This window comes from Arundinibacter roseus (assembly GCF_004348825.1).
GTDB classification, from domain to species: domain Bacteria; phylum Bacteroidota; class Bacteroidia; order Cytophagales; family Spirosomataceae; genus Arundinibacter; species Arundinibacter roseus.
This window is the reverse complement of sequence record NZ_SMJU01000012.1, coordinates 1-21,923: the sequence shown is the minus strand read 5'-3', so window position 1 is coordinate 21,923 and position 21,923 is coordinate 1. Positions and strand designations below refer to the sequence as shown.

Annotated in this window: 21 protein-coding genes and 1 pseudogene; 12 read left to right on the top strand and 10 right to left on the bottom strand. The window is 46.6% G+C overall.

All coding sequences use genetic code 11. From position 1 onward, the window contains the following. Positions 1 to 84 precede the first annotated feature (84 nt). Both EZE20_RS17990 and EZE20_RS17985 read left to right on the top strand, forming a co-directional pair. Complete coding sequence (locus EZE20_RS17990; protein WP_132120251.1) at positions 85 to 882, top strand: HipA family kinase; 798 nt, start codon at positions 85 to 87, stop codon at positions 880 to 882. Beyond that, positions 860 to 1,243, top strand: a complete 384-nt coding sequence (locus tag EZE20_RS17985) for a DUF3037 domain-containing protein (protein WP_132120249.1) — start codon at positions 860 to 862, stop codon at positions 1,241 to 1,243. The genes EZE20_RS17990 and EZE20_RS17985 overlap by 23 nt, the downstream gene beginning before the upstream one ends. A gap of 21 nt (positions 1,244 to 1,264) precedes the next feature. On the opposite strand, the gene EZE20_RS17980 is transcribed toward EZE20_RS17985, so the two are convergent. The 5 genes from EZE20_RS17980 to EZE20_RS17960 all read right to left on the bottom strand — a co-directional run bounded on the left by EZE20_RS17980 (position 1,265) and on the right by EZE20_RS17960 (position 8,607). Beyond that, positions 1,265 to 1,486, bottom strand: a complete 222-nt coding sequence (locus tag EZE20_RS17980) for a hypothetical protein (protein ID WP_132120247.1) — start codon at positions 1,484 to 1,486, stop codon at positions 1,265 to 1,267. A 158-nt stretch (positions 1,487 to 1,644) separates the two neighbouring features. After that, a complete protein-coding gene (locus EZE20_RS17975) occupies positions 1,645 to 4,068 on the bottom strand; it encodes a penicillin acylase family protein (protein ID WP_132120245.1) in 2,424 nt (807 codons plus the stop codon). 253 nt (positions 4,069 to 4,321) lie between these two features. Then, positions 4,322 to 5,089 carry a LytR/AlgR family response regulator transcription factor gene (locus EZE20_RS17970; RefSeq protein ID WP_132120243.1) on the bottom strand — a complete coding sequence of 256 codons (768 nt, stop codon included), beginning with the start codon at positions 5,087 to 5,089 and terminating at the stop codon, positions 4,322 to 4,324. After that, positions 5,086 to 6,105 carry a sensor histidine kinase gene (locus tag EZE20_RS17965; protein WP_132120241.1) on the bottom strand — a complete coding sequence of 340 codons (1,020 nt, stop codon included), beginning with the start codon at positions 6,103 to 6,105 and terminating at the stop codon, positions 5,086 to 5,088. The genes EZE20_RS17970 and EZE20_RS17965 overlap by 4 nt, the downstream gene beginning before the upstream one ends. A 114-nt stretch (positions 6,106 to 6,219) precedes the next feature. Further along, positions 6,220 to 8,607: a TonB-dependent receptor gene (locus EZE20_RS17960; protein WP_132120239.1), complete on the bottom strand. Its 2,388-nt coding sequence runs from the start codon at positions 8,605 to 8,607 to the stop codon at positions 6,220 to 6,222. A gap of 230 nt (positions 8,608 to 8,837) precedes the next feature. Between EZE20_RS17960 and EZE20_RS17955 the strand changes: the two genes are divergently transcribed. The 3 genes from EZE20_RS17955 to EZE20_RS17945 all read left to right on the top strand — a co-directional run bounded on the left by EZE20_RS17955 (position 8,838) and on the right by EZE20_RS17945 (position 11,085). After that, positions 8,838 to 9,431: a sugar O-acetyltransferase gene (locus EZE20_RS17955; protein WP_132120237.1), complete on the top strand. Its 594-nt coding sequence runs from the start codon at positions 8,838 to 8,840 to the stop codon at positions 9,429 to 9,431. A gap of 33 nt (positions 9,432 to 9,464) precedes the next feature. Beyond that, positions 9,465 to 9,992, top strand: coding sequence for a DUF1572 family protein (locus EZE20_RS17950; RefSeq protein WP_132120235.1), 528 nt, complete (start codon positions 9,465 to 9,467; stop codon positions 9,990 to 9,992). A gap of 202 nt (positions 9,993 to 10,194) precedes the next feature. After that, positions 10,195 to 11,085: a LamG domain-containing protein gene (locus EZE20_RS17945; protein ID WP_132120233.1), complete on the top strand. Its 891-nt coding sequence runs from the start codon at positions 10,195 to 10,197 to the stop codon at positions 11,083 to 11,085. Positions 11,086 to 11,136: 51 nt separating this feature from the next. Here the strand turns inward: EZE20_RS17945 and EZE20_RS17940 are convergent, their stop codons facing one another. Beyond that, the gene (locus EZE20_RS17940) at positions 11,137 to 12,078 is read right to left on the bottom strand and encodes a ThuA domain-containing protein (protein WP_132120231.1); all 942 of its coding nucleotides are present in this window, start codon (positions 12,076 to 12,078) and stop codon (positions 11,137 to 11,139) included. A gap of 165 nt (positions 12,079 to 12,243) precedes the next feature. Here EZE20_RS17940 and EZE20_RS17935 point away from each other — a divergent pair, with 165 nt between their 5' ends. From EZE20_RS17935 to EZE20_RS17925, 3 genes are all read left to right on the top strand, one after another. After that, complete coding sequence (locus EZE20_RS17935; protein WP_132120229.1) at positions 12,244 to 12,969, top strand: 3-keto-disaccharide hydrolase; 726 nt, start codon at positions 12,244 to 12,246, stop codon at positions 12,967 to 12,969. A gap of 147 nt (positions 12,970 to 13,116) precedes the next feature. Next, positions 13,117 to 14,136 (top strand): class 1 fructose-bisphosphatase, encoded by a 1,020-nt coding sequence (gene fbp / locus EZE20_RS17930; protein WP_132120227.1) that lies wholly within the window; start codon positions 13,117 to 13,119, stop codon positions 14,134 to 14,136. 40 nt (positions 14,137 to 14,176) lie between these two features. Then, positions 14,177 to 15,382 (top strand): DUF2264 domain-containing protein, encoded by a 1,206-nt coding sequence (locus EZE20_RS17925; protein WP_132120225.1) that lies wholly within the window; start codon positions 14,177 to 14,179, stop codon positions 15,380 to 15,382. A gap of 31 nt (positions 15,383 to 15,413) precedes the next feature. Here EZE20_RS17925 and EZE20_RS17920 read toward each other — a convergent pair whose 3' ends face one another. The 3 genes from EZE20_RS17920 to fumC all read right to left on the bottom strand — a co-directional run bounded on the left by EZE20_RS17920 (position 15,414) and on the right by fumC (position 17,978). Next, positions 15,414 to 15,746: an iron chaperone gene (locus tag EZE20_RS17920; RefSeq protein ID WP_132120223.1), complete on the bottom strand. Its 333-nt coding sequence runs from the start codon at positions 15,744 to 15,746 to the stop codon at positions 15,414 to 15,416. Positions 15,747 to 15,777: 31 nt separating this feature from the next. Continuing rightward, complete coding sequence (locus EZE20_RS17915; RefSeq protein ID WP_132120221.1) at positions 15,778 to 16,341, bottom strand: DUF4256 domain-containing protein; 564 nt, start codon at positions 16,339 to 16,341, stop codon at positions 15,778 to 15,780. A 233-nt stretch (positions 16,342 to 16,574) separates the two neighbouring features. Further along, positions 16,575 to 17,978, bottom strand: a complete 1,404-nt coding sequence (fumC, locus tag EZE20_RS17910) for a class II fumarate hydratase (protein ID WP_132120219.1) — start codon at positions 17,976 to 17,978, stop codon at positions 16,575 to 16,577. Positions 17,979 to 18,152: 174 nt separating this feature from the next. Between fumC and EZE20_RS17905 the strand changes: the two genes are divergently transcribed. Then, positions 18,153 to 19,259, top strand: a complete 1,107-nt coding sequence (locus EZE20_RS17905) for a BamA/TamA family outer membrane protein (RefSeq protein WP_132120217.1) — start codon at positions 18,153 to 18,155, stop codon at positions 19,257 to 19,259. A gap of 18 nt (positions 19,260 to 19,277) precedes the next feature. On the opposite strand, the gene EZE20_RS17900 is transcribed toward EZE20_RS17905, so the two are convergent. Beyond that, the gene (locus EZE20_RS17900) at positions 19,278 to 20,180 is read right to left on the bottom strand and encodes a diacylglycerol/lipid kinase family protein (RefSeq protein WP_132120215.1); all 903 of its coding nucleotides are present in this window, start codon (positions 20,178 to 20,180) and stop codon (positions 19,278 to 19,280) included. 113 nt (positions 20,181 to 20,293) lie between these two features. Between EZE20_RS17900 and surE the strand changes: the two genes are divergently transcribed. The 3 genes and pseudogenes from surE to EZE20_RS24330 all read left to right on the top strand — a co-directional run. Continuing rightward, entirely contained in the window at positions 20,294 to 21,040 is a 747-nt protein-coding gene (gene surE, locus EZE20_RS17895; RefSeq protein ID WP_132120213.1) for a 5'/3'-nucleotidase SurE, read from the top strand. Positions 21,041 to 21,136: 96 nt separating this feature from the next. Beyond that, positions 21,137 to 21,571: a transposase gene (locus tag EZE20_RS17890; RefSeq protein ID WP_132120211.1), complete on the top strand. Its 435-nt coding sequence runs from the start codon at positions 21,137 to 21,139 to the stop codon at positions 21,569 to 21,571. Between the two features lie 110 nt (positions 21,572 to 21,681). Then, positions 21,682 to 21,923: pseudogene (locus EZE20_RS24330) on the top strand (IS3 family transposase); the annotation flags it as partial.

Below are 21,923 nucleotides of genomic sequence, written 5' to 3'. Positions count from 1 at the left end.
ATTGGTTTAACCGAAAATTAATTTTCAAATCGTACATTTAGGCATTTCAAATCCACAAAACTAACCGCAGATCAATCCTATCAGATGAATCAAACGCAATTGGATCTACGAAATGTGCAGGTGACGCGCTATGTGGTGCCGCTGCGCGAGGGTGGCTCACTGCCCGCGTTGGCCGAAGCCGACGACGGATTTTTGTATGTGTTGAAATTTCGGGGCGCCGGACAAGGCACCAAGGCCCTTGTGGCTGAGCTCATTGGCGGTGAGTTGGCCCGTGCCGGCAGGCTGCGGATTCCAGAACTCGTATTTGCCACGCTTGATCCGGCCTTTGGTCGCAGTGAACCTGATGAAGAAATTCAGGATTTATTAAAAGCCAGTACGGGTCTTAACCTGGGTTTGCATTATCTGTCAGGAGCCATTACGTACGATGCCGCCGTGCACCAGCCCGAGCCGCTGATTGCCTCCAAAATTGTGTGGCTCGACGCGCTCATTACCAACGTAGACCGCACGGCCCGAAACACAAATATGCTGCTGTGGCATAAAGAGCTATGGCTCATAGATCACGGCGCTGCGCTGTACTTTCATCACGATTGGCAAAGTTGGCAGGAACAATCCCAAAAGCCTTTTATACAAATTAAAGATCATGTGTTGCTACCATTTGCCTCCATGCTCGATGAGGCTAATGCTGCGATGAAACAACTCCTGACTCCCGAAAAAGTTCGGCAGATTGTGGACACAGTACCCGACGAATGGCTCGCGCAGGAGCCTGACGCCGAGCCGGCAACCGTCATGAAAGATGTATATTTTCAATTTCTGATGCACCGAATTTCTCATTCCGAAAATTTCCTAAACCAGGCCCGGCATGCAAGAGAAGGACTTATTTGAATATGCCGTGCTGCGCCTGATGCCGCGCGTCGAGCGGGGCGAATTTCTGAATATAGGCGTGGTGATGTACTGCAAAAGGCAATCTTTTTTACGTGTTCAGTACCTGCTAGACATCGCCCGATTGCAGGCCGCCTTCCCTTCGGTTGATCTTGACGAAATCAGCCTTCATCTGCGTTCATTTGAGCAGATTTGCGAAGGCAAATCTGCTGCCGGAACTATTGCCCGGCTTGACCCCGCTTCCCGGTTTCGGTGGCTCACAGCCCGTCGTAGTACCATTATCCAGACTTCGGAGGTACATCCGGGCTTGTGTGTAGATGCCTCCGAAACGTTTGAGCAGCTGTTTACACAGCTCGTGCTTTGATCCTGATATTGCCGGAAAGCATTAGCCCAAAATTTCAACGGCGGCATAAAATATCAGCCCGCCGCCTACGAGGGTCATGCCGTACATAATACTGTTAAAGGAAAGACCATTTACGTATAAAATATATTGCAACGTAAAGCCAAGGCCCAGAACAAACGCTCCAAGTCCTGCCGCCCGAAGGCCACGATTGCGGCGTTTGGCGTAGTATTCCTGTTTTTCTGTGGGAGAGTTAAATGTTTTCATAAAGGGGTTCAGGTTTAGAAAAGTACAAGTAAAACCAAAAATCAGTCTATTCCAATGACTTTTATCAACAAGATTGGTGAAAATTTTGTAAGCCATTAAGTCATTAAGAAAATTAAGCACTCGCACTTAATTTTCTTAATGACTTAATGGTCAAAAATCTACGGATTCAACACCAGCTTTCCCTGCATCACTTTTTCAACATCCGCCCGATTCATCCGTTCCGGGCGGGAGCCGCCTTCTACGAAAAGCTCCGCCTGATCGGCATAGTGCTTACTGAAAAAATACCCCGACTGCCCCGTGGGCAACACGCTGCGGGCCTGTTCCCAATTGCCAAAATCAACAATTCGCCGGAGTGCCGGGCCGTACACCACCGGATAATTGCCCGTAGAATCTACATAAAAATCCAGGTTATTGATGGTCTCCCGCCCACCCGGCGCCGGGAAAGGACCCACGTTAAAAAAGCGCCCTACGAGCGGCAAAATACCCAGCGGATGCTTATGTTCCAGTGTGTGTACGCGCTCCCACCGCCAGGTTGCGGGGTCAGCGCCAAGCTGTGTTTCCAGGTCTGTGAGCGCTTCGTTGAGCGAAAGCGTGAGTATTTCTTTTCGGGTTTCTTTGGTTTTGGGAGTCAGCACGTTGTCCCACCAGGGCGAGGCATCGTTTGCCAGTAAAGCAGCCAGATTTCGTTTAAAATTTGTGTTATGTTCAAAAGCCAAAAACAGCTCCTTACCCAGTTCGTCACGCACGAGATTTTTCATTACGTGATACATCAACCTATAATAGATTGTAGGCTCAACGGAACTTAGTAAATGCTCCCCTTTCCAGGCGCTCAGCTTTTGCAGGGCATTTTTGGCCGAAGGCGAAAGTTTTTCTACCTGCATAACCGGCAAAATTTCCTGCAAAGTTTTCACATACGAAGGTGACGTCACATCATTGATTACCTTCCGCACGTCGGCTTCTGTCCAGTCCGCTTTATCGGTCAGCAACAACTGTCCGATTCGGTTGGCGCGATTGCCCGGCACATAATAGCCCGCTACCAGCCCGCTGCCCATATCATCGGGCTGATTGTTGGCCGTAAACAACACGCCACTTTCAGGATTCAGGATTTGCGGATTTTGTGAAAAATCCAGCCACCCCAGCGGATCATCCGCACCGGAAGCACCGTCGAGAATCAGCATTGGATTGACATGTGCCGGACGCACCGGAATTTTGCCGGCTGCCCACCATGCAATATTTCCAGCCGTATCAGCCCACATGACATTCAGGCCGGGAGCCGTCAATTTTGATACAGCGGCACCGGCTTCGCTCGCATCGCGGGCATGGGCCAGGCCATAAAAACTTTCGAGATGATGGCTCGGAAACTGATGATACACCCACCACAAAGCAACAGGCTGCGTTTCTTTGGCAAGATTCTCCATTGATTCATTCATCAGGAAGCCGTGAGGAGAGCGCTTTACGAGCAACGTTTGGTCGGGCTGATCTTTCACTTTGATTGTTTCCTCGCGCACCTGCAAAGGCACCCAACCGCCCTTGCTCCACACCTGATTAGAATCTTTGGGGTTAATTTTTTCTCTAAAAAAATCTGCATCGTCGTTTTCAAACATCGTCAATCCCCAGCCGCCATGCTGCGAGTGCCCCATAGCAGCGGTGGGCGTTCCGGCCAGAAAACTACCATAAAACTGAAAGCCGGGGCATTCCAGATGCGCTTCGTACCACACCGACGGCTGCGCAAAGGCAATGTGCGTATCGTTGGATAAAATAGGTTTTCCTGATTTGGTTTTAGAACCCGAAATTGCCCAGCCGTTGGAACCATGATAGGGCGGCGCGGGCAATGAACTTTCCATAGTAGTCAGTTGATTGGCCATGTGTCCCAGGGCTTGGGCGGCGGTAACCTGCGCAGTGGATGTCTCCTGTGCCTGTGTGGAAATTCGGGGCTCACCTGCGGGCCAGTTGGCCATAATATCCTGTAAATAAGCCGTTCCGTACTTTTCCTGAATTAAGGTCGCAATGGCTTCTGACCGAAAAGCATCCACGAAAGTATAACCCATGTAGCCTACAATAATCTCCATATCTTCGAGCGTAAATTCCGTTTTGGGAATTCCCGCCAAGGTGAATTCTATCGGTGTTTTTCCCTGCTTAATATACTGATTTACACCTTTCATGTACGCCTTGGCTGCTCGCACAAACGGGGCGTCGGGCTGAGTGTTGTACAGGGAATCAATGGTAAGTTTGGCCTGTTGCCGAAAACTCAGGGTTCTAAAAAAACGGTCGCTTGATAGCGCCTTTTCGCCAAATACTTCGGCCAGGCGACCATCCGCCAGGCGCCGCAATACTTCCATTTGAAACAGTCGATCCTGCGCATGCACAAAGCCGAACGCCTGATACATATCTTCTTCATTCTGCGCATAAATATGAGGAACACCGTAGTCGTCGTACAGGACTTCCACGGGCGCTTTCAACTCCGATAAGGTAAGCGTAGTTGAATAATCAGGGCGTAAACTTCGCAGCCAATACCAGGTCCCAAGGCCCAGGGCAAGACTCAAAAAGAGCAATACTTTTCCAGTAGTTTTTAGAAATCGCATGAGGGGTTTTTAGTTGATCAGTGGGTTAGTGTTTTTGTAAAATTAAGAAGATAGCATTGAACTATTTTACGCACCTATCAAATTTCCTTCATTAAAAAAGAATTTAAGTAATGCTACCGTACTACTCCTACCACATGAACCAAATGATCCCACACAACTATTTATGGGATTCTCCAATATAGAAAAATCCTGAATAACCCTTCGTAATTATTATAATCTCATATTTGCAGCTTTGGTTGAGATAGTAAGCTACTCAGCCTTCCACCCATTCCTTAAAGCGAGTGGCTTTGTCGCGGCTGATGATAATTTCCTGAGCCGGTACCGGAGAAAGGTCAAGTTTGAGCTTGCCGTTGAAGTACTTATGTATTTTGCGCACCGAAGGCAGGGCCGCAATGACCTGACGATTCAGGCGAAAAAAATGAACCGGATTGAGCATTTTTTCGAGCTCTTCCATGGTGTAGTCTACCAGAAACTGCTGATTATCATGACAAACCATGCACACGAGTTCATTGGCAGTAAAAAAATAGGCAATTTCATTTTCATGAATTGGCATAAGTTGTTCCTGCTGTTTTACCAAAAAACGCACCTTGTACTTTCGTCCGGCAGACGGCAGCGCGTCCAGTAACGACTGAATTTTGAGCGAATAGTCCCGACTTTCAGCAGCGCCGGTCAGCGAGCGAAATTTATGAATAGCCGCCGCCAATTCAGTCTGTTTGATCGGTTTGAGCAGATAATCAATACTTTTTACTTTAAATGCTTTAATGGCATATTCGTCGTAGGAAGTGGTGAAAATAATGGGGCTTTGAATATCGATTTCATCAAAAATTACAAAGCTCAGCCCGTCTGAAAGCTGAATATCAGAGAAAATTAAATCGGGCGCTTCGTTCGTAGCGAACCAGCGTTTGGCAGCTTCAATACTTTCCAAAACACCCACAATCTGCATCCGTTCGTCGGTTTTCTGAATCATCCGCGACAGGCGTTCAGCTGCCGGATATTCGTCTTCAATTACAAGAACTTTCATGAGATTAGGGGAAGTCGGACGGTAAAATGCCACTCGTTGGTCAAAATTTCGACCTGCTGATCGGTCAATAATTTATACCGATTGATGATGTTTTGAAGGCCTATTTTGGTAGATTTTTCAAAGGTTTTTTTCTCCTGCAAATTATTCACAATATGCAGGTAATTATTTTGTTTAAAAATCCTGATTTTGAGTGGATTATCTTTCGAAACAATGTTATGTTTGATGGCATTTTCTACCAGCATTTGCACGCTCAGCGGCGCTACGTGCTGCCGATAATCCGCGGAAGTAAGGGTAGTTTCTACGTTCAGATTTTCTCTAAAACGCATTTTATTCAAATAAATGTAAGCATCCAGAAAAGCCATTTCTTCTTCGAGCGTAACCGTATTTCGCTCGCGGCTCAGCAACACATAGCGATAGACGTCCGAGAGTTGTTCCAGGTATTTTTGGGCCGGAAGATTTTCTTCTTCAATCAAAGCGGCCAGGGTATTGAGGCTATTAAACAAAAAATGCGGGTCCAGTTGATTTTTCAGCGCGTCGAGCTGCGACTGTACATTTTCACGAGCGAGCGACTCAGTTTTTTGAATGTTATGTTTCCAGGCCTGAAAGAAAAACACACTTTCGTACACCAGCGTCACGATCATCGTGGGAATCAGGCTGATGCGAAAACCCAGCAATAGACCATCTTCCTGCGGATAATTGAGCAACCACTGACAGTACACAGTGTCGATCAGGAGTGTCGCCAGCAAGGTATACGTTACGCTCACGAGCGTTTGATACACCAACCTCCGGGCGGTTTGGTTATAGTTTGGAAAATATTTTCGGGATTGGATAAATATGAACCGATTGCCTTCCCAAAGAAAAAGGGTGGTTAGGAAAGAGGTACTCAGATTATGGAAAATTTCGGAGCCGTTCAGCGCCAAAAACGCATCAAAATGCTTGAAAAAGGCAATCATAAAGCTAAGCAGCGGAATTCCGATGAGTCGGGCTTTTTGATCACGAAGTGTATGCTGTTCCATTTTCCGAATAATTTAAGTACTAAATATACAGCTATTTAGCCCTTTGACGCACAAATATTTTGTAAAATTCCGACGGTTTGGCGAAGCTTTCACTCCGCCAAACCATCAACAAAATCAAAATGTGAGCCGATAAAAAGGTATTGGTAAAAAGCCTTGTTGGTAGGCCGTTCCGATACGATTGGTGCGTGGATTATAGGCTTGCTGAAAAACATTCTGATTGTTGGTAAAATTCTGTAAATCAATCGCAATCTCGTGGGTAGCGTGTGGGCGATTCAGTTTATACCCAACCTTGAAATCCGTCCGAAAATAGCCCGATTGCTGCTGCAAAAAAGCATTTGCGTCGTTGTATACCGCCCGGCCAGCAACTTCGGAAGCGGCCAGGTCAATGGGCCGGATGTACCGACCTCCCGTGGAAGTCAATTTCCAGTTCAGGCTCAGCAATCCATTGCGCCCCAAAGCAATTTCTTTACCTGCCAGCACATTGACCACATAGTGGCTGTTGAACGGCGTATTGCGTTCCACGCCATCGCTGCCTTTGTATTTTGAGTCAAAAAGCGAGGTTGTCAACAGGAAATAATATCCTTTTGAAAAACTCTTTTCGAGCGTCATTTCTACGCCATAATTTCGGCCAGTGCCTTCATTGACAAGATTTCCCTGATTGGTTGGCGCAAAATTCGCGCCCTCTACGAGTACCGAATAGTAGTTGGGTGTACTGGAAATCGGCACGTTAAATAACGATTGATAGTAGGCTTCCACTTTGAGTCGAATGGACGCAGAAAGGTTTCGTTCATAACCCGTTACAAAATGGTGGCTGCGCGTAAAACCCATATCTTTATTTGTCAGGCTGTACGTTCCATCGGGATTTTGGGTCTGATAATTATAGAGCAAAAGGGGTTGCAAATTGCTGTGCAGGCCGTACGCAACGTTGAGCGCGCTGCGGCTGTTGAGTGCGTAACTAAAGCCAATGCGGGGTTCCAAAACAGCCGAATTGTTGAGTTCATAATGCATTCCCGTCATTCCTGTATTGAGCGTCAGCGCCTGACTGAGTCGGTATTTCCACTGCACATACGCTTGCGAAATCAGGGTTTGGCCGTCGCTATTTCGAGTAGTAAGTTGCGTAGGATAGAGTTGTTTATCCTGCAAATTATAACGATTGAAATCCAGAATGACACCGCCCGATAATTTGCTGCGAGCGCTTATTTTGTGGGCAAAAGAAGCATTTACCGACATTTTTTCATTGGTAAAATCTGCATTCTGACTTTCGATTTCATGCAAAACTACCTTAGAATCAGGAGCATAAATCACCGTATCGCCTTCAAATCCTTCGAAAGTTCTGGATGCGGAGAAGACAATTTTTCCAACGGTTTTATTTGAAAAGCGATGCTCATACGACACAGCCGCCATACCGGTTTCGTAGTTGACACGCGTGTTGGTATTTTCCTCTCCGTAGGCGTCGCCTGTTTCGGTATCTACATCTTCTCCCAGAAACGTAATCCGGCTTTTACCACCAATTACCCACGCACTCAGATTTCCTTTCTTGCCAATGGGTACATCCGTTTTAAAGGTAAAATCCTGGTAGTAAGGAGTTCCTGCAATTTCAAATCCAATATTCGACATCAGTCCAAATAATGAATAGCGGTAATTGGCCAGAAACGACGCCTTCGATTTTTTGCTGTACGGCCCTTCTGCCCCAACCTCAACACCATTGAAGGCGATTTGAGCCAAATATTCATATTTTTCGTCGTTTCCTTTGCGTAACCGAAGGTCAAAAACAGAGCCAAGGGCGTTGGCATATTCGGCAGGAAAGGCGCCGGACATAAAGTCGGACTTGGCCAGTAAATTCGTGTTGAGCATCGAAACCGGACCTCCGGAGGTACCCAACGCTCCAAAGTGATTGGGATTAGGAATATTGACTCCATCCAGCCGCCATAGAACCGAAGCGGGAGAATTTCCCCGCACCACAATATCGTTTCGGGCATCGTTGGCGCCACTCACCCCCGCAAAATTGGCCGCCATCCGCGACGGATCACCCAAACTTCCGGCGTAGCGCAGGGTTTCGGACGGACTAAACGACCGCGTGCTGACGGTCGCCATTTCGTTGTTGGCGACCGTTGGGTCATCGTTTCGGTTGTAGGTAACAGTTACTTCATTGAGAGAGGTAAAAGCTTCGGTCATTGACAAATCGAGAATCACTTCCTTGCCCGCATTGATCACCACATCCGGAACAAGCACTTCTTCATAGCCCGTATAGGTAATTTTTAACGTAGCCCGACCCAAGGCTAACGACAAGCGAAAATTTCCATTCGAATCGGTTGTAGTACCTACCAAAGGACTGGAACCTACCACCACCACCGTAGCACCAACCACCGGCGACTGAGAGACTGCGTCCCGTAGTTGGCCACGCACAACCTGCTGTTTGGACACTTGTCCGTACACCAGCGAACTTCCACCAAAGCCACTTAAAAGTGTAGCAAATAAAAGAGAAGTGAAAAGAGTTTTCATAGCTAATTAGCGTTTGTTTATGGCTCAAAATTGATGAACTCCTATCTTTTCTAAAATTGGTTTGGGGGCGAAACGTATTTAAAAAACGGGTGAAGCGACAGTTTGAAAGGCCGAAAAGGAGTTGACGCAATGCTAAAAACAGCTTGCTTTTTAGCTTCAATTTTTGGTTATTTACCAGTAGATACACCTCTTTAAGGCCTGGATTACGTCCAAACCAAACCTGAGAAACTATGACAGAAAAAGAAAAAATGCTTGCCGGAAAACCGTATCAGGCTTTTGGTGAAGAGCTTTTTCGGGAACGACAATATGCTAAGGAAGTGCTGTTTGATTTTAATGCACTACGTCCCACCGAAGTAGACGCCCGAAACGAGTTGCTACGGAAATTGCTGGGGAAAACGGAGGAGAATTTTTTCTTTGAACCCCCGTTTCGCTGCGATTACGGGTACAATATCAGCATCGGTGATTATTTCTATGCCAATTACAACCTCATTATTCTGGATTGCGCGCCGGTCACTATTGGTCATCATGTATTTATAGCCCCCAACGTAGGGCTCTACACCGCCGGGCACCCCATTCATCACGAACTACGCAATGAGGAATATGAATATGCTTTTCCGATTTCGATTGGGGATAATGTGTGGATTGGCGCTAATGTGGTGGTTAATCCGGGAGTTTCGATTGGGAGCAACAGCGTCATCGGCACAGGCAGCGTCGTAACCAAAGATATTCCCGACAACGTAATCGCCTTCGGAAATCCGTGCCGGGTAGTGCGGAATATTACGGAAGAAGATAAAAAGTACTATTTCAGGAACATGGAATTTTAGCCTGGCAACACGGGTATTTAGAAAAAAGTCACCATGAAAACAACCTACCTCGAAAGCGCAATAGGTCATTTTGAAGCCTATAAAAAACTGGGCGAACGGACTCTGGAACAGCTTTCTGACGAAGAACTTTTTTGGCAATACAACGTCGAAAGCAATAGTATTGCCAGTATTGTCAAGCATTTATGGGGTAATATGCTTTCACGATGGACAGACTTTTTGACAACCGACGGAGAAAAACCCTGGCGACAGCGGGAAGCAGAATTTGACAACGACACTCACAACCGCGAACAACTCATGACCCAGTGGAACGACGGCTGGAATTGTCTGCTCAGCAGTCTACAATCACTGACCGAAGAAGATTTGTCCAAATCTGTACTCATTCGCAATGAACAGCATAGCGTGGTCGATGCCATCAACCGGCAGTTGGCGCACTATGCCTCTCACGTGGGGCAATTGCTTTTCATTGGTAAAATGCTTCGGGGCGCGGCATGGATCTCGCCGTCTATCCCGCGGGGAGATTCAGAGAAATTTAATGCAGAGAAATTTGCCAATCCTGGTTGATTTCAGCATTGCACCAAAAGGTAAAGGATGCCTACATTGTTATCCAAGAATGGATCAAGTAAAAAATATACGGCACAAAATAGAAGTAAATAGTTAACACTTGAAGCTATTTCTATGTAGTACTCGACTGAGCTAGTCTTTACAAGGAATCTTTTTCCGCTTACATTCATTTGAATTTTTTGATCCAATATTTTCTTCAACTATGTCTCTAACTCAACGTTTGACTACTTTATTATTCAGCATATGCCTGCTGCTAACAATCCCAGCCTTTGCCCAGCAAAAAATGCAGAAAAAGTACAGAAAAACCATTCTCTCAACCCCCGGACTTGTAGCGCTATGGGATTTTAAGGAGAAAGAAGGCGAAGCTCGTTTGGCAGCGGGTGAAGGAGAATTTCCCCTCCGGGAAGAACGAGGGAAAATTCCACGAAGCGAAGAAGGGCCGATTTCCGGCTATTCAGCAACATTTGACGGGAAGAGTTTCTTGTCGTTGCCTCACGAAAAAACGGGAAAGCTCAATATACACGGCCCCAATCAGGGCGTGACGGTTATGGCATGGGTGAAGTGGACGGGCGAGCAAACGGGTTTTGTAGGAGGCATGTGGAATGAATATCTGGGTGGCGGCAAGCGTCAATACGGGCTTTTTGTGTCGTTGCCTTACTACAATGGAAAGAATCAGGTATGCGGGCATATTTCAAAAACAGGCAAGCCAACCCCGCCATTTCCCTATTCCATCGACTACTCCGCAAGTCCGCAAATCGTCCCGGCGGAGGTATGGAGCTGCGTGGCCTTTACCTACGACGGTACCTACATTCGGTCGTATCTTGATGGAAAATTTGAGGCGCGCGAGCCTGAGTTGATTCAGCACACGCTCGGTTTTGAAGGATATCCCGAAGGCCTTACCCAATCCAAAAATCCCCTTTATTTTCCGGATGGCATGGGCAATAATGGCTCCGATTTTACGGTCGGGTCCGTTTTGATAAAATCAGGAATGGGTAATTTTTTTAAGGGAAAAATCGGTGGTCTTGCTGTTTTTGATCGCGCACTAAACGATCAGGAATTGCAGAAATTATCAAAATTTCCAGCAATCAAATAAACGATATTATTGGTAGAGACGTAAAATTTTACGTCTCTACACATTCAAATTTTATGGCATTTGCGCAGCTGTTCCCAGCGGGGTTTCGTCACAGGCAACATCACCAACAACATACTGCATGCCATCCAGAAAAAACCTGAGCAGTTTTGGGTTCTCAAAACTTTGGGCGTTGTGCGACGGTGAAGCGTACATCACTCGCCCTTTTCCGTAGCGCTTGATCCAGGCAATGTATTTTTTATCCTCCGGATTCTCGCCTTTCAACCCTTTTATCTCACTGGTTTTCAGGTACATCAAGGGATGAAAATTCAGGTTTTTGTATGCCATATTAAACATATACGCCTCATCAATATGGCTAAATCCTTCTCCATCAAATGCCTTTACAAGCGGGTGAGTTGGGTCAGCCAATTTTACGTTCAGCGGCTGCTGTGTCGGGTGGTAATCAAAGCTCCCGCCAACCATTTCGCTAAAATCTTCTGATTTATTGAGCATCGTAACGCCTCCGTGCAAAGTCAGCAAACCTCCCCCTTTGCGTACATAATTCAGCAAATTCTGTTGCAGTTCGTTCGATTTAGCGGTGGCTTCCGCCTCGGTCATAGTTTTATTTTCGATCAGTTTATCATAAAATAAATCACGTCGCGGGTTGATCGAACAGTTGTTGTTAAGTACGACGGCATCAAATTTTTTGAGGGTATTTTTCTCAAACATCCGTATGTCATCGCTTTGAACCACTTCAAAGGCGCCACTTTTGGTGCCCAAAATATCAATCATGGCACTCGTATGCGGCACTACCCAATGGTTGAAACCTGTAAAGAGCGAGAACACCAGTATTTTATGCTTTTTCTTGCTGGGAAAAGTTGTTTTTTCGGGAGCAAGTTTTTCAATTTTTTCTTTCCAGGCTTCCGACAACTCAACCTTTTCCAACGCCTGAGCCTGTGTTCTATTTCCGCTCAGCCACAGAGCGCCGACGGCAAGTAGTATTTGTAATTTTTTCATTTGACGTAAAATTTTTGGATTCAAGTAACCGGTTTTAAATGTACTTCAATCAAGTGAAAAGAATGGCCTGCTTTCTGACTTTTCCATCTGCTTCGTGCAGTATTGACCGGTAAAAAGTACTTTTATGTAAAGAGTTTTTATATGTTCATTTCTACGGTTTTTTTCATGAAATATTATACACAATTTTTACTGAACAGCCTTTTACTGACTGGTTTCTGGCTTCTTTTTTTACCGCTTCATGCGCAATCTGAATTTGATAAACTTACTTTCAGCCCACTGTTTAACGGGAAAAATCTGGATGGTTGGGTCAATGTAAATACGGCAGAAGACACCTGGAAGGTAAAAAAAGGAGTTTTGATAAGCACCGGAAAACCTATTGGCGTGATGCGTACGGACCGACAGTACGAAAACTTCATTCTGGAAATTGAATGGAAACACATGGAAGCGGGCGGAAATTCGGGGGTATTTGTGTGGAGTGAAGGCACGCCCTTTGAAAACGACCCACTGACCAAAGCCATTGAGGTTCAGATGCTTGAACTGGAATGGGCTTCGCAGCACAACCAAACCGATGCCTACGTACACGGAGAGCTATTTCCGACAATGGGCATGAAGGCGATTCCGGATAATCCACGCGGCACTCGCAGTAAATCGCTGGAAAAAAGATGCCGCGGCAAAGGCCAATGGAACAAGTACGTGGTCGTGTGTGTAGACGGCACCGTGAAGCTGTCGGTGAACGGAAAATTTGTCAATGGTCTGCGGGAATCGGAGCGCAAGAAAGGTTACATTTGTTTGGAAGCTGAGGGTTCGGAAATTCATTTTCGCAACATCCGTATTCTGGAACTTCCCGGCGGTATTACCACGCCTGAGCAGGTAGCACCGGTGGTAAACTAAGTCAATAAGCAGTAGTTTAAAGAAAAGGTTTGCAACGGATAGTCCGGTAGTCTGTTAAAATCATCGTCTATGTATGTATCTGATATATATTCCAGAAAATATACCGAACATCCGCTACTCCATTATCAAAAATGAGATCCTGATTCTATGAAAACAGCTCCCGCTCACCCCGAAGTTTTGCCCGTTGGCACCACGCTCGACCGGTACATCATGCACCGGCAGCACGCGTTTGCATTTGCAACCGGCGAGCTTTCTCAACTTCTGCGCGACATTGCCCTTGCCGGCAAAATCGTGCATCGGGAGGTCAACCGGGCCGGTTTGATAGACCTTACCGGAGAAGTTGGCCTGCAAAATGTACAGGGCGAAGCGCAGCAAAAACTCGATGTCATTGCAGATGTGCGTTTTCGGCGGGCGCTCACCAATGGCAAAGAAGTTTGCGCGCTTATTTCGGAAGAGGAAGAAGGGATTTTGTTTACGGGCCACAACAACGGCAAATACGTGGTAGCCATTGACCCACTTGACGGCTCGTCGAATATTGACGTGGATGTATCGATCGGGACTATTTTTTCCATTTATCGCCGCATTACACCCGTCGGTTCCGAGCCTTCCGTAGAAGATTTCATGCAGGGCGGCCACGAGCAGGTGGCTGCGGGTTATATTCTGTATGGTTCTTCTACGATGCTGGTTTACACCACCGGGTATAGTGTCAACGGATTTACCTATGATGCTTCTTTGGGTGAATTTATTTTATCGCATCCTGATATTAAAAGTCCAAAAAACGGGACCATTTATTCATGCAACGACGGCAATCTCGACTCCTACGATGAGGCCGTTAAAAAATATCTGACCGTTTGCAGACAACGACAGTATTCGGCCCGCTACATTGGCTCGCTTGTGGCTGATTTTCACCGCAATCTGCTCAAAGGAGGAATTTATTTATATCCACCTACATCAAAAAATCCGGACGGGAAACTCCGCCTGCTGTATGAATGCTATCCATTGGCTTTCCTTGCGGGCGTAACCGGGTGTTTGGCAGTCAACGAGCAGGAGGCTATTTTGAATATTAAACCCGTCAGTCTGCATCAGCGCACGCCATTTTATATCGGAGCGCCCAAGATGGTAGATGAATTACTGGAATGTTATAAAAATGAAAAGCGTGCCCATTAAACTGAACTCGATATACTAATCTACTAAAAATGAACCCGGTATGAGCAGAAGAATTTTTCTAAAAACCCTCGGGCTTGCGGGTGTGAGTTCGCTTGGCAACTTTACTCCACCTCCTCCCTCCGACCGCGCTTTTTGGCTTACGCACCTGGATCAACTTGCCGGGCCGGTGCTCAAAAACCTGGCAAAAGATACGCTAAAAGCGACTATGCCCGTCGAAGGAAAAACCAAAGACCGGCCGCAATATACACATCTCGAAGCCTTTGGACGGCTGTTAGCGGGCATCGGGCCGTGGCTGGAACTGTCGGATATTTCTGATTCCGCTGAAAAAAAACTAAACGATACCTATTTTTCATTAACCCAAAATGCCCTGGCCAATGCAAGCAATCCGCAGGCAAAAGACTTTCTAAATTTTAATAAAGGTGCTCAACCCGTCGTAGATGCTGCCTTTCTGGCGCACGGACTGATCCGGGCACCACGGCTGTGGGAGTCGCTGCCGGAAGGAACAAAAACCAATGTGGTAAATGCCTTGCGTTCGAGTCGGGAAATACGGCCTTTTTATAATAACTGGCTGCTTTTCAGTGCAATGATTGAAGCATTTTTTGTCAAATACGGCTACGAATATGACAAAATGCGGCTCGATTATGCCCTGCGTCAACACGAAAACTGGTATAAAGGTGACGGGGTGTATGGCGACGGCCCTGCTTTTCATTGGGATTACTACAACAGCTACGTCATTCAACCCTTTCTGTATGATATTTTGACCGTCGTGGCCCCGAAAGAAACGGTTTATAAACCCATGCTGGAAGACGTTACCAAACGAGCCGTTCGCTACGCGGCTATTCAGGAAAGGCTCATTGCACCGGATGGCACTTTCCCGGTGATTGGGCGTTCGATCTGCTACCGGGCCGGTGCGTTTCAGCATTTGGCAACTATGGCATTGGCTAACAAACTGCCCAAAGATGTAAAACCATCGCAAGTGCGTCCGGCATTGACAGCCGTGATCCGCAAAACTACCGAAAATAAGGATACGTTTGATGCCAATGGATGGCTCCGAATCGGGCTTTACGGTGCGCAACCGGCTCTGGGCGAGGGCTACATTTCTACCGGAAGCCTGTACCTATGCGCTACGGCGCTGCTCCCCCTCGGCCTCCCGGCTACGGATCCCTTTTGGGCTGAGCCGGCTGCCGAATGGACCGCACAAAAAGTATGGAAAGGAGTAGATTTACCGGCTGATCATGCGCTTTGAGGTGTGTTTTTTAGGGCAATTAAAAAATAAACTAATCCTTTGACTTTGAGACAATTATCTTTCTAATCAAATCCAAAGGCAGCGGTTCATTATGTAAAAAATGAAGGCTGTCTTTGGTTTTTTTGGCTTTGTAGGGGGCAATTTCTTCTTCGAGTTTGGGGAGTCCATAGATGGGATAAAAGCCAATATGGTTTTTATAAGCAGCAAAATACAAATGAAATTTCCCAACTGTATAGGCGGGCATGTTGTAGCGAATACTTTCCTCGGTATGCGGAAGTATCTCAAAAAAAAGCTGTCGCAACGTGGCAAGTCTGCTCTGAATATCAGGCGCAAAAGAGGAAATGTATTCGTCTACTGAATTCATAGTTTCTGATTTATCGCACCAACAGAAAATTTCATACGCTCAGTGAACCTCTGAAACCACGTGCAGCGTAGTACGACTGCGCGCCGTTGTGGTAAATAAAGACAGTTCCGTAGCGAAAATCACCAAAAAGCGCTCCGCCTAACTTTCGGATTGACGCGGGGGTTTGTATCCAGCTTGATGTTTTAGTGTCAAAATTTCCAAGCGTTTGCAGCCGACGATAGTCTTCTTCCGACAAAAGCTCAATCCCCATGTCAGCAGCCCAGTCCACTGCATTGTTTTCAGGAGCAAAATCCTTTCTGGATTCCAGCCCTTCCCGGTCGTAGCATACGCTTCGGCGGCCTTTGGGACTTTCAGCAGCGCAGTCAAAAAAGATATATTCACCCGATTCCTGATCCAGCGCTACCACATCCGGCTCACCACCCGTTGATTCCATTTCATGCAGCGACCACAGCTTTTCCGGATTAGCTTCCAGTTTTGCCTGCACAGCCGACCAGTCAAGGCCTTCATGCCTTTTTTTATTTTTGTCAAATCGAGCCTTTAACGTACCGAGCAACTCTTCACGCTCTTCACTCGACAACTCCCTATTTTGTGCCATTTTCTGATTTTTATTGATAAAGTCAGGTAGTAAATTTAGCAAGCGAAAAAAAATATTTGTAACTATATTTTTATAAAAATTTCATGAAATGCGAAAAGAACTATCCCTACTTGTATCGACGCCAAGCCTGAACGCGCATAACATAAGCAAGTGAAGAATAGCTTTTTAAATTAAAAGCCTTTACACACAAAAACCTCACCCGAAGATGAGGTTTTTGTGCTTAACCAGCTGGATTACAAATCAATCTTCCCCACCATATCTTCCGGTTTTACCCATTCGTCAAACTCCTCGGGCGTGAGATAGCCAAGAGCTACGGCGGTTTCTTTCAGCGTTGAGCCATTTTTATGCGCCGTTTGGGCAATTTCCGCAGCTTTGTAGTAGCCAATTTTAGTATTAAGAGCGGTTACCAACATCAGCGAGTTGTTGACGTGCTTTTTGATGTTCTCGTGCAGAGGCTCAATGCCCACGGCACAGTTATCGTTGAACGATACGCATACATCGCCAATCAGACGGGCAGAGTGCAGGAAGTTATAGGCCATCAAAGGTTTGAATACGTTCAGCTCAAAGTGTCCGTTAGAGCCACCAATGCTGATCGCCACGTCATTGCCCATCACCTGCGCCGCAACCATCGTCATCGCTTCGCACTGCGTTGGGTTTACTTTACCGGGCATAATCGAGCTACCGGGCTCATTATCAGGAATATGAATTTCGCCAATACCCGAACGCGGCCCCGACGACAACATCCGGATATCATTTCCGATTTTCATCAGACTGACCGCTACGGTTTTCAGCGCGCCGTGAGCTTCTACAATCGCATCGTGGGCGGCAAGAGCCTCAAATTTGTTTTCGGCTGTTACAAAAGGTAAACCCGTAAGTGCCGCAATATGCGCTGCTACATTTTCGGAATAGCCTTCGGGCGTATTGATGCCCGTGCCAACGGCGGTTCCGCCCAAGGCCAGTTCAGACAAATGTGCCAGGGTGTGGTTGATCGCCCGCAGGCCGTGGTCGAGCTGCGAGGCATAGCCCGAAAACTCCTGCCCGAGGGTCAGCGGAGTGGCATCCATGAAGTGCGTACGGCCAATTTTTACTACATGTTTAAACGCCTCAGCCTTGGCTCTGAGCGTATCACGAAGTTTGGTAATGCCGGGAATCGTTACTTCAACCAAAATCTTGTAAGCCGCAATGTGCATCGCCGTCGGAAAAGTGTCATTCGACGACTGCGATTTATTTACATCGTCGTTGGGATGCAAAGCCTTTTGTTTGTCGGCAAGCTCACCACCCTGCATCACGTGTCCACGGTAGGCAATCACCTCGTTACAATTCATGTTTGACTGCGTACCTGAGCCCGTTTGCCACACCACCAACGGAAACTGATCGTCGAGGGCACCCGTCAGGATTTCGTCACACACCTGACCAATGAGGTCACTTTTTTCTTTGGGCAAAGCTCCTGCTTCGTAGTTCGTCAGCGCGGCTGCTTTTTTGAGATAGGCAAAGGCTTTGATAATTTCCTTTGGCATCTTGTTAATATCCTGAGCAATGGGAAAATTCATGATTGAGCGCTGCGTTTGCGCGCCCCAATACACATGCGCAGGCACTTGCACCTCGCCCATCGTATCTTTTTCTATGCGGTAGTCCATCGTATATAAGTAGTAAAAAAGTAAATAATGAATCGGGAATCGGGCGCAAAATTAGGGCAGTCGCAGGAGTTTTGGTATTTTTTATAGATAAATGTTTCGTTCGTAAGGTCAAAGTCTGGTAGCTTTGGCAACCCTTAGCCCGGATCTTACGTACATAAGGTAAATCTGATTTGTATGCGTTTGTACACCTTGCTTCTTTTGGGAGCTTTTTTGAAATCCTCTTTCTTTTCTTATGCACAGCCACAAACTCCGCCTGATACGGTTGTTCCCACAGGTCTCCGGGATTTAAAATTCATTGCGTTACCGGTTCTCTTCCGCCTGCCCGAAACCCGTTGGGGCGGTGGCATTGCGGGCACTGCTACCTTTGGTTTTGCGGGTGATGTTCCCTCAGCCAAACCCTCGCAGGTTACCTTTGGAGCCACTTTTACCCAAAATAAACAGATTCTGCTGTTCGTGCCGTTTAGTATTTTTTATGATTCCAATCGATACTATTTCAACGGAGAAAACGGCTGGTATAAGTTCAACTATTTTTACTACGGCATCGGCGAAAACCGCGTGGAGCAGGAGCGATTTGACGTAACTTTTCCTCGCATACGCCTGCTGGCCTCTCGCCTTGTGGCACCTAATACATATGCGGGTATTCGCTATCAATTTGAAAACTACAACGTTACGGGCCGGGCAGCAGGCGGTGAGCTCGCTACGGGTCGTATCACGGGCAGCGAATTCAGTCGTACGTCGAGCCTGGGAATTTCGCTCCTGCGCGACACACGTGACTCAGTTTTTTATCCACGAAAAGGCCTTTTTGGCGAACTGTATATTTTGCCAACTTCCCCCATTTTTGGCGCTGATCATACCTTCACCCGTCTGAATCTGGACGTTGCCAACTACTTCTCGGTCAACAGAAAATTGGTACTTGCCACCAATTACGTAGCAAGTTCGGTGCTGGGAAAACAGGTGCCGTTCAGCCAACTGTCTTTTTTGGGTGGTCAAAAGAAAATGCGAGGCGTATATGAAGGTTTTTTCCGGGACAAAAACGCCTTGCTCGGACAAGCCGAACTCCGCTGGGAAGTGTGGCGATTCATTGGCCTTACGGGCTTTGGCGCTGTTGGATTTCTGGGCGACGAGCGTGATCTCATCCGGCTCGGAAAACCAAAGTATACCTACGGCATGGGCCTCAGAATTACCGGACAAAAGAAAACCCATCTCAACGTCCGGCTCGACTATGGCCTGTCGCCCTACGGGCCCGGAAACTTTTATGCAACCATTGGCGAGGCTTTCTAAAACCACCCCCACTAAATTTCACGGAATAATGAATTCCAGAATCCCTTTCTGAACTTCAATGGAGATTTTTGAAAATTTCTTCATTTTTCGTAGCAACTCATCGTCCATGTGAGCGTGTGTTCCCTGCCACTCAATCTCAATTTTTTGTCCCCGAAAGGTATGATAAGAAAAAGGAAGCGGATGACCGTTCAACAAATCCTGAACGTAGGAAGCAAACTCAGCCCGCTGTTCTTCCCCAATAACCACCACATCAAATAGTCCATCGCCGGGATCAGCCGTGGGTGCCAGCGAAAGATTTGGACCAAAGGAAGTCGTATTCATTACTTCTACCAGCAAATAATGTCCCGAATGATCGACTCCATCAATCAACAACGTACATTCCCGCGGTTGGTAGTCGAGCACAAGGGTGTGGAGTACGCGCAAGGCCCGTTTGATTTTTTCGGTCGGAGTTTCGTCCTCCTTCTCGCCCAGCAGTTTCATTTCGCTCATGAGCCTTGGAAACAGCCCCGTGCCGTAACTTTCCAGAAAAAAAGCGGGTTGCTCATCCAGTCCCTGAATCAGCCCCACATCAAAAGGAGTGGTGCGGCACGCTTCCCAACATTGACTCAGATCTTCTAATTTTCCATGAAGTTTGAGCGTGCGGGCAATGTTGTTGGCTGTTCCGAGCGGAAGCAGGCCGATGGGATAACGTTTGTCAAGCAGCTTTCTGCTGAGCAATTCGGCGGTTACTTTACGTATCGTTCCATCACCACCGGCCAGTACGAGCATATCGGTGTCGGGCTTGAATTTTTCCCAACCCGGTTTTTTTGTAGAAGAATATCTACATTCCAGTCCCTGCGACTCGATCAATTGAATCAGATTTTTCTTGGTATGCTCCTCATCTCCGGCAGTCGGATTGTGGATAATTTGTACGATGGGCATAGATCAGGACAGTTAATTTGAAAACGGTTAGGTTCAAAAAAGCATACCTGACCATTTTTTCGCTGGTATGTGTTTTGCACATTTTTAGATTTTACCAAAGAATTCAGATCGCTATGAGAATATTAATTGCAAACGACGACGGAATTTACAGCCCAGGCATTGCAGCTTTGGCAAAAGTAGCTTCCAAATTTGGAGAGGTTCGTGTAGTTGCACCTGATGTCGAACAATCGTCTATGGGTCATGCCATTACGGCTTCACGCCCCCTATCTTTCAAACGTTCGCCCATTGCTTTTGAGGGTATTGAAGCTTACCGGGTAAACGGCACGCCGGCCGATTGTGTAGCGCTCGGCACCCACCTTTGGAGCAAAACGGATGTTGTACTTTCCGGAATTAATATGGGACCCAATTTGGGTAACGCCATGTGGCATTCAGGGACGCTGGCAGCGGCCAAGCAGGCCGTTTTGCTGGGGATCAAAGGCATTGCTTTCAGTACATTTGCTGATAAAAAAGATCCCGACTTTGAACGGTTGGCACCCTACGTTGAAGAATCGCTTGGCTTGCTGCTGGAAAATCCGGATCTGGGATTATTCAATGTAAACCTGCCGCGCGAACCACAGGGGATTCTCTGGACGCGTCAATCGGTGCGGCTTTACGATGGAAAAATCATCCCCGGCATGGATCCGATGGGTCGTAAGCATTACTGGTTTACCGTTACGCCCCTCGAACCTGCCGAAGTTGGCACCGACCGCTGGGCGGTTGAAAACAACTACGTTTCGATTACGCCTCTGCGCCTGGATCTTACGCATGAAAATGAACTTGCCCGCCACCTGGAAGAATATCCAACGCCGGAGCAACTTTGATTTTTTGAAATTTGCCAAAAAGCGCCGGATTCAGGGCGCTTTTTTTATTCTACAACTTGTCTGGTCCTGAAATAGCGATACACAAACTGTACAGCTATGCAAGAGCAACCTGAAACTAAGTATGTTAAGCGAACCCAAAAAGATTACTCAATGTCCTTTAAATTAGGGGTAGTCAAAGAGGTGGAGCGTGGAGAGCTTTCGATAGTAGCCGCTGCGCGTAAGTATGGGATACAAAATCACTCGACAGTTACGATGTGGTTACGTAAATACGGTACCTTTGACTGGCAAAATCAAACGCCATCGAATATGCCTAAAACTCCTGAACAAAAGATTTTAGAGTTAGAGCAAAAAGTCAAGCTCCTGGAAAAGCAAAAAGCTTTTTTAGAAAAGCAGGTTGAGACATCCGATAAGAAGGCTATCATTTTTGATATGATGATAGACCTGGCTGAAAAAGAATACCAAATTCCAATACGAAAAAACTACTCACCCGGGCAATCGACCAATTTAGAACAGAACACAAAGAAACATTAGTTTCTACCTGTGGATTACTCGGGGTTAGCAGACAGGTCTATTATCGCAAAAAGCGTTCTATAACACAGCGTCAGCAAACAGCCTTAAAGGTAATTGACCTGGTCCAGTCTATGCGTTTAAAAATGCCACGAATTGGTACCAGAAAGCTTTATTATCTTTTACAGGAGCCTTTAAAAGAACTTGGTGTAGGACGAGATAGGTTATTTAATATACTGAAAGCCAATTATTTATGCATTTATCCTAAGAAAAGTTATCGTGTAACTACTAATTCACATCATCGGTTTCGCAAACATAAAAATCTGATTGAAGACTTGCCAATTGTACGGCCAGAGCAGCTATGGGTATCTGACAT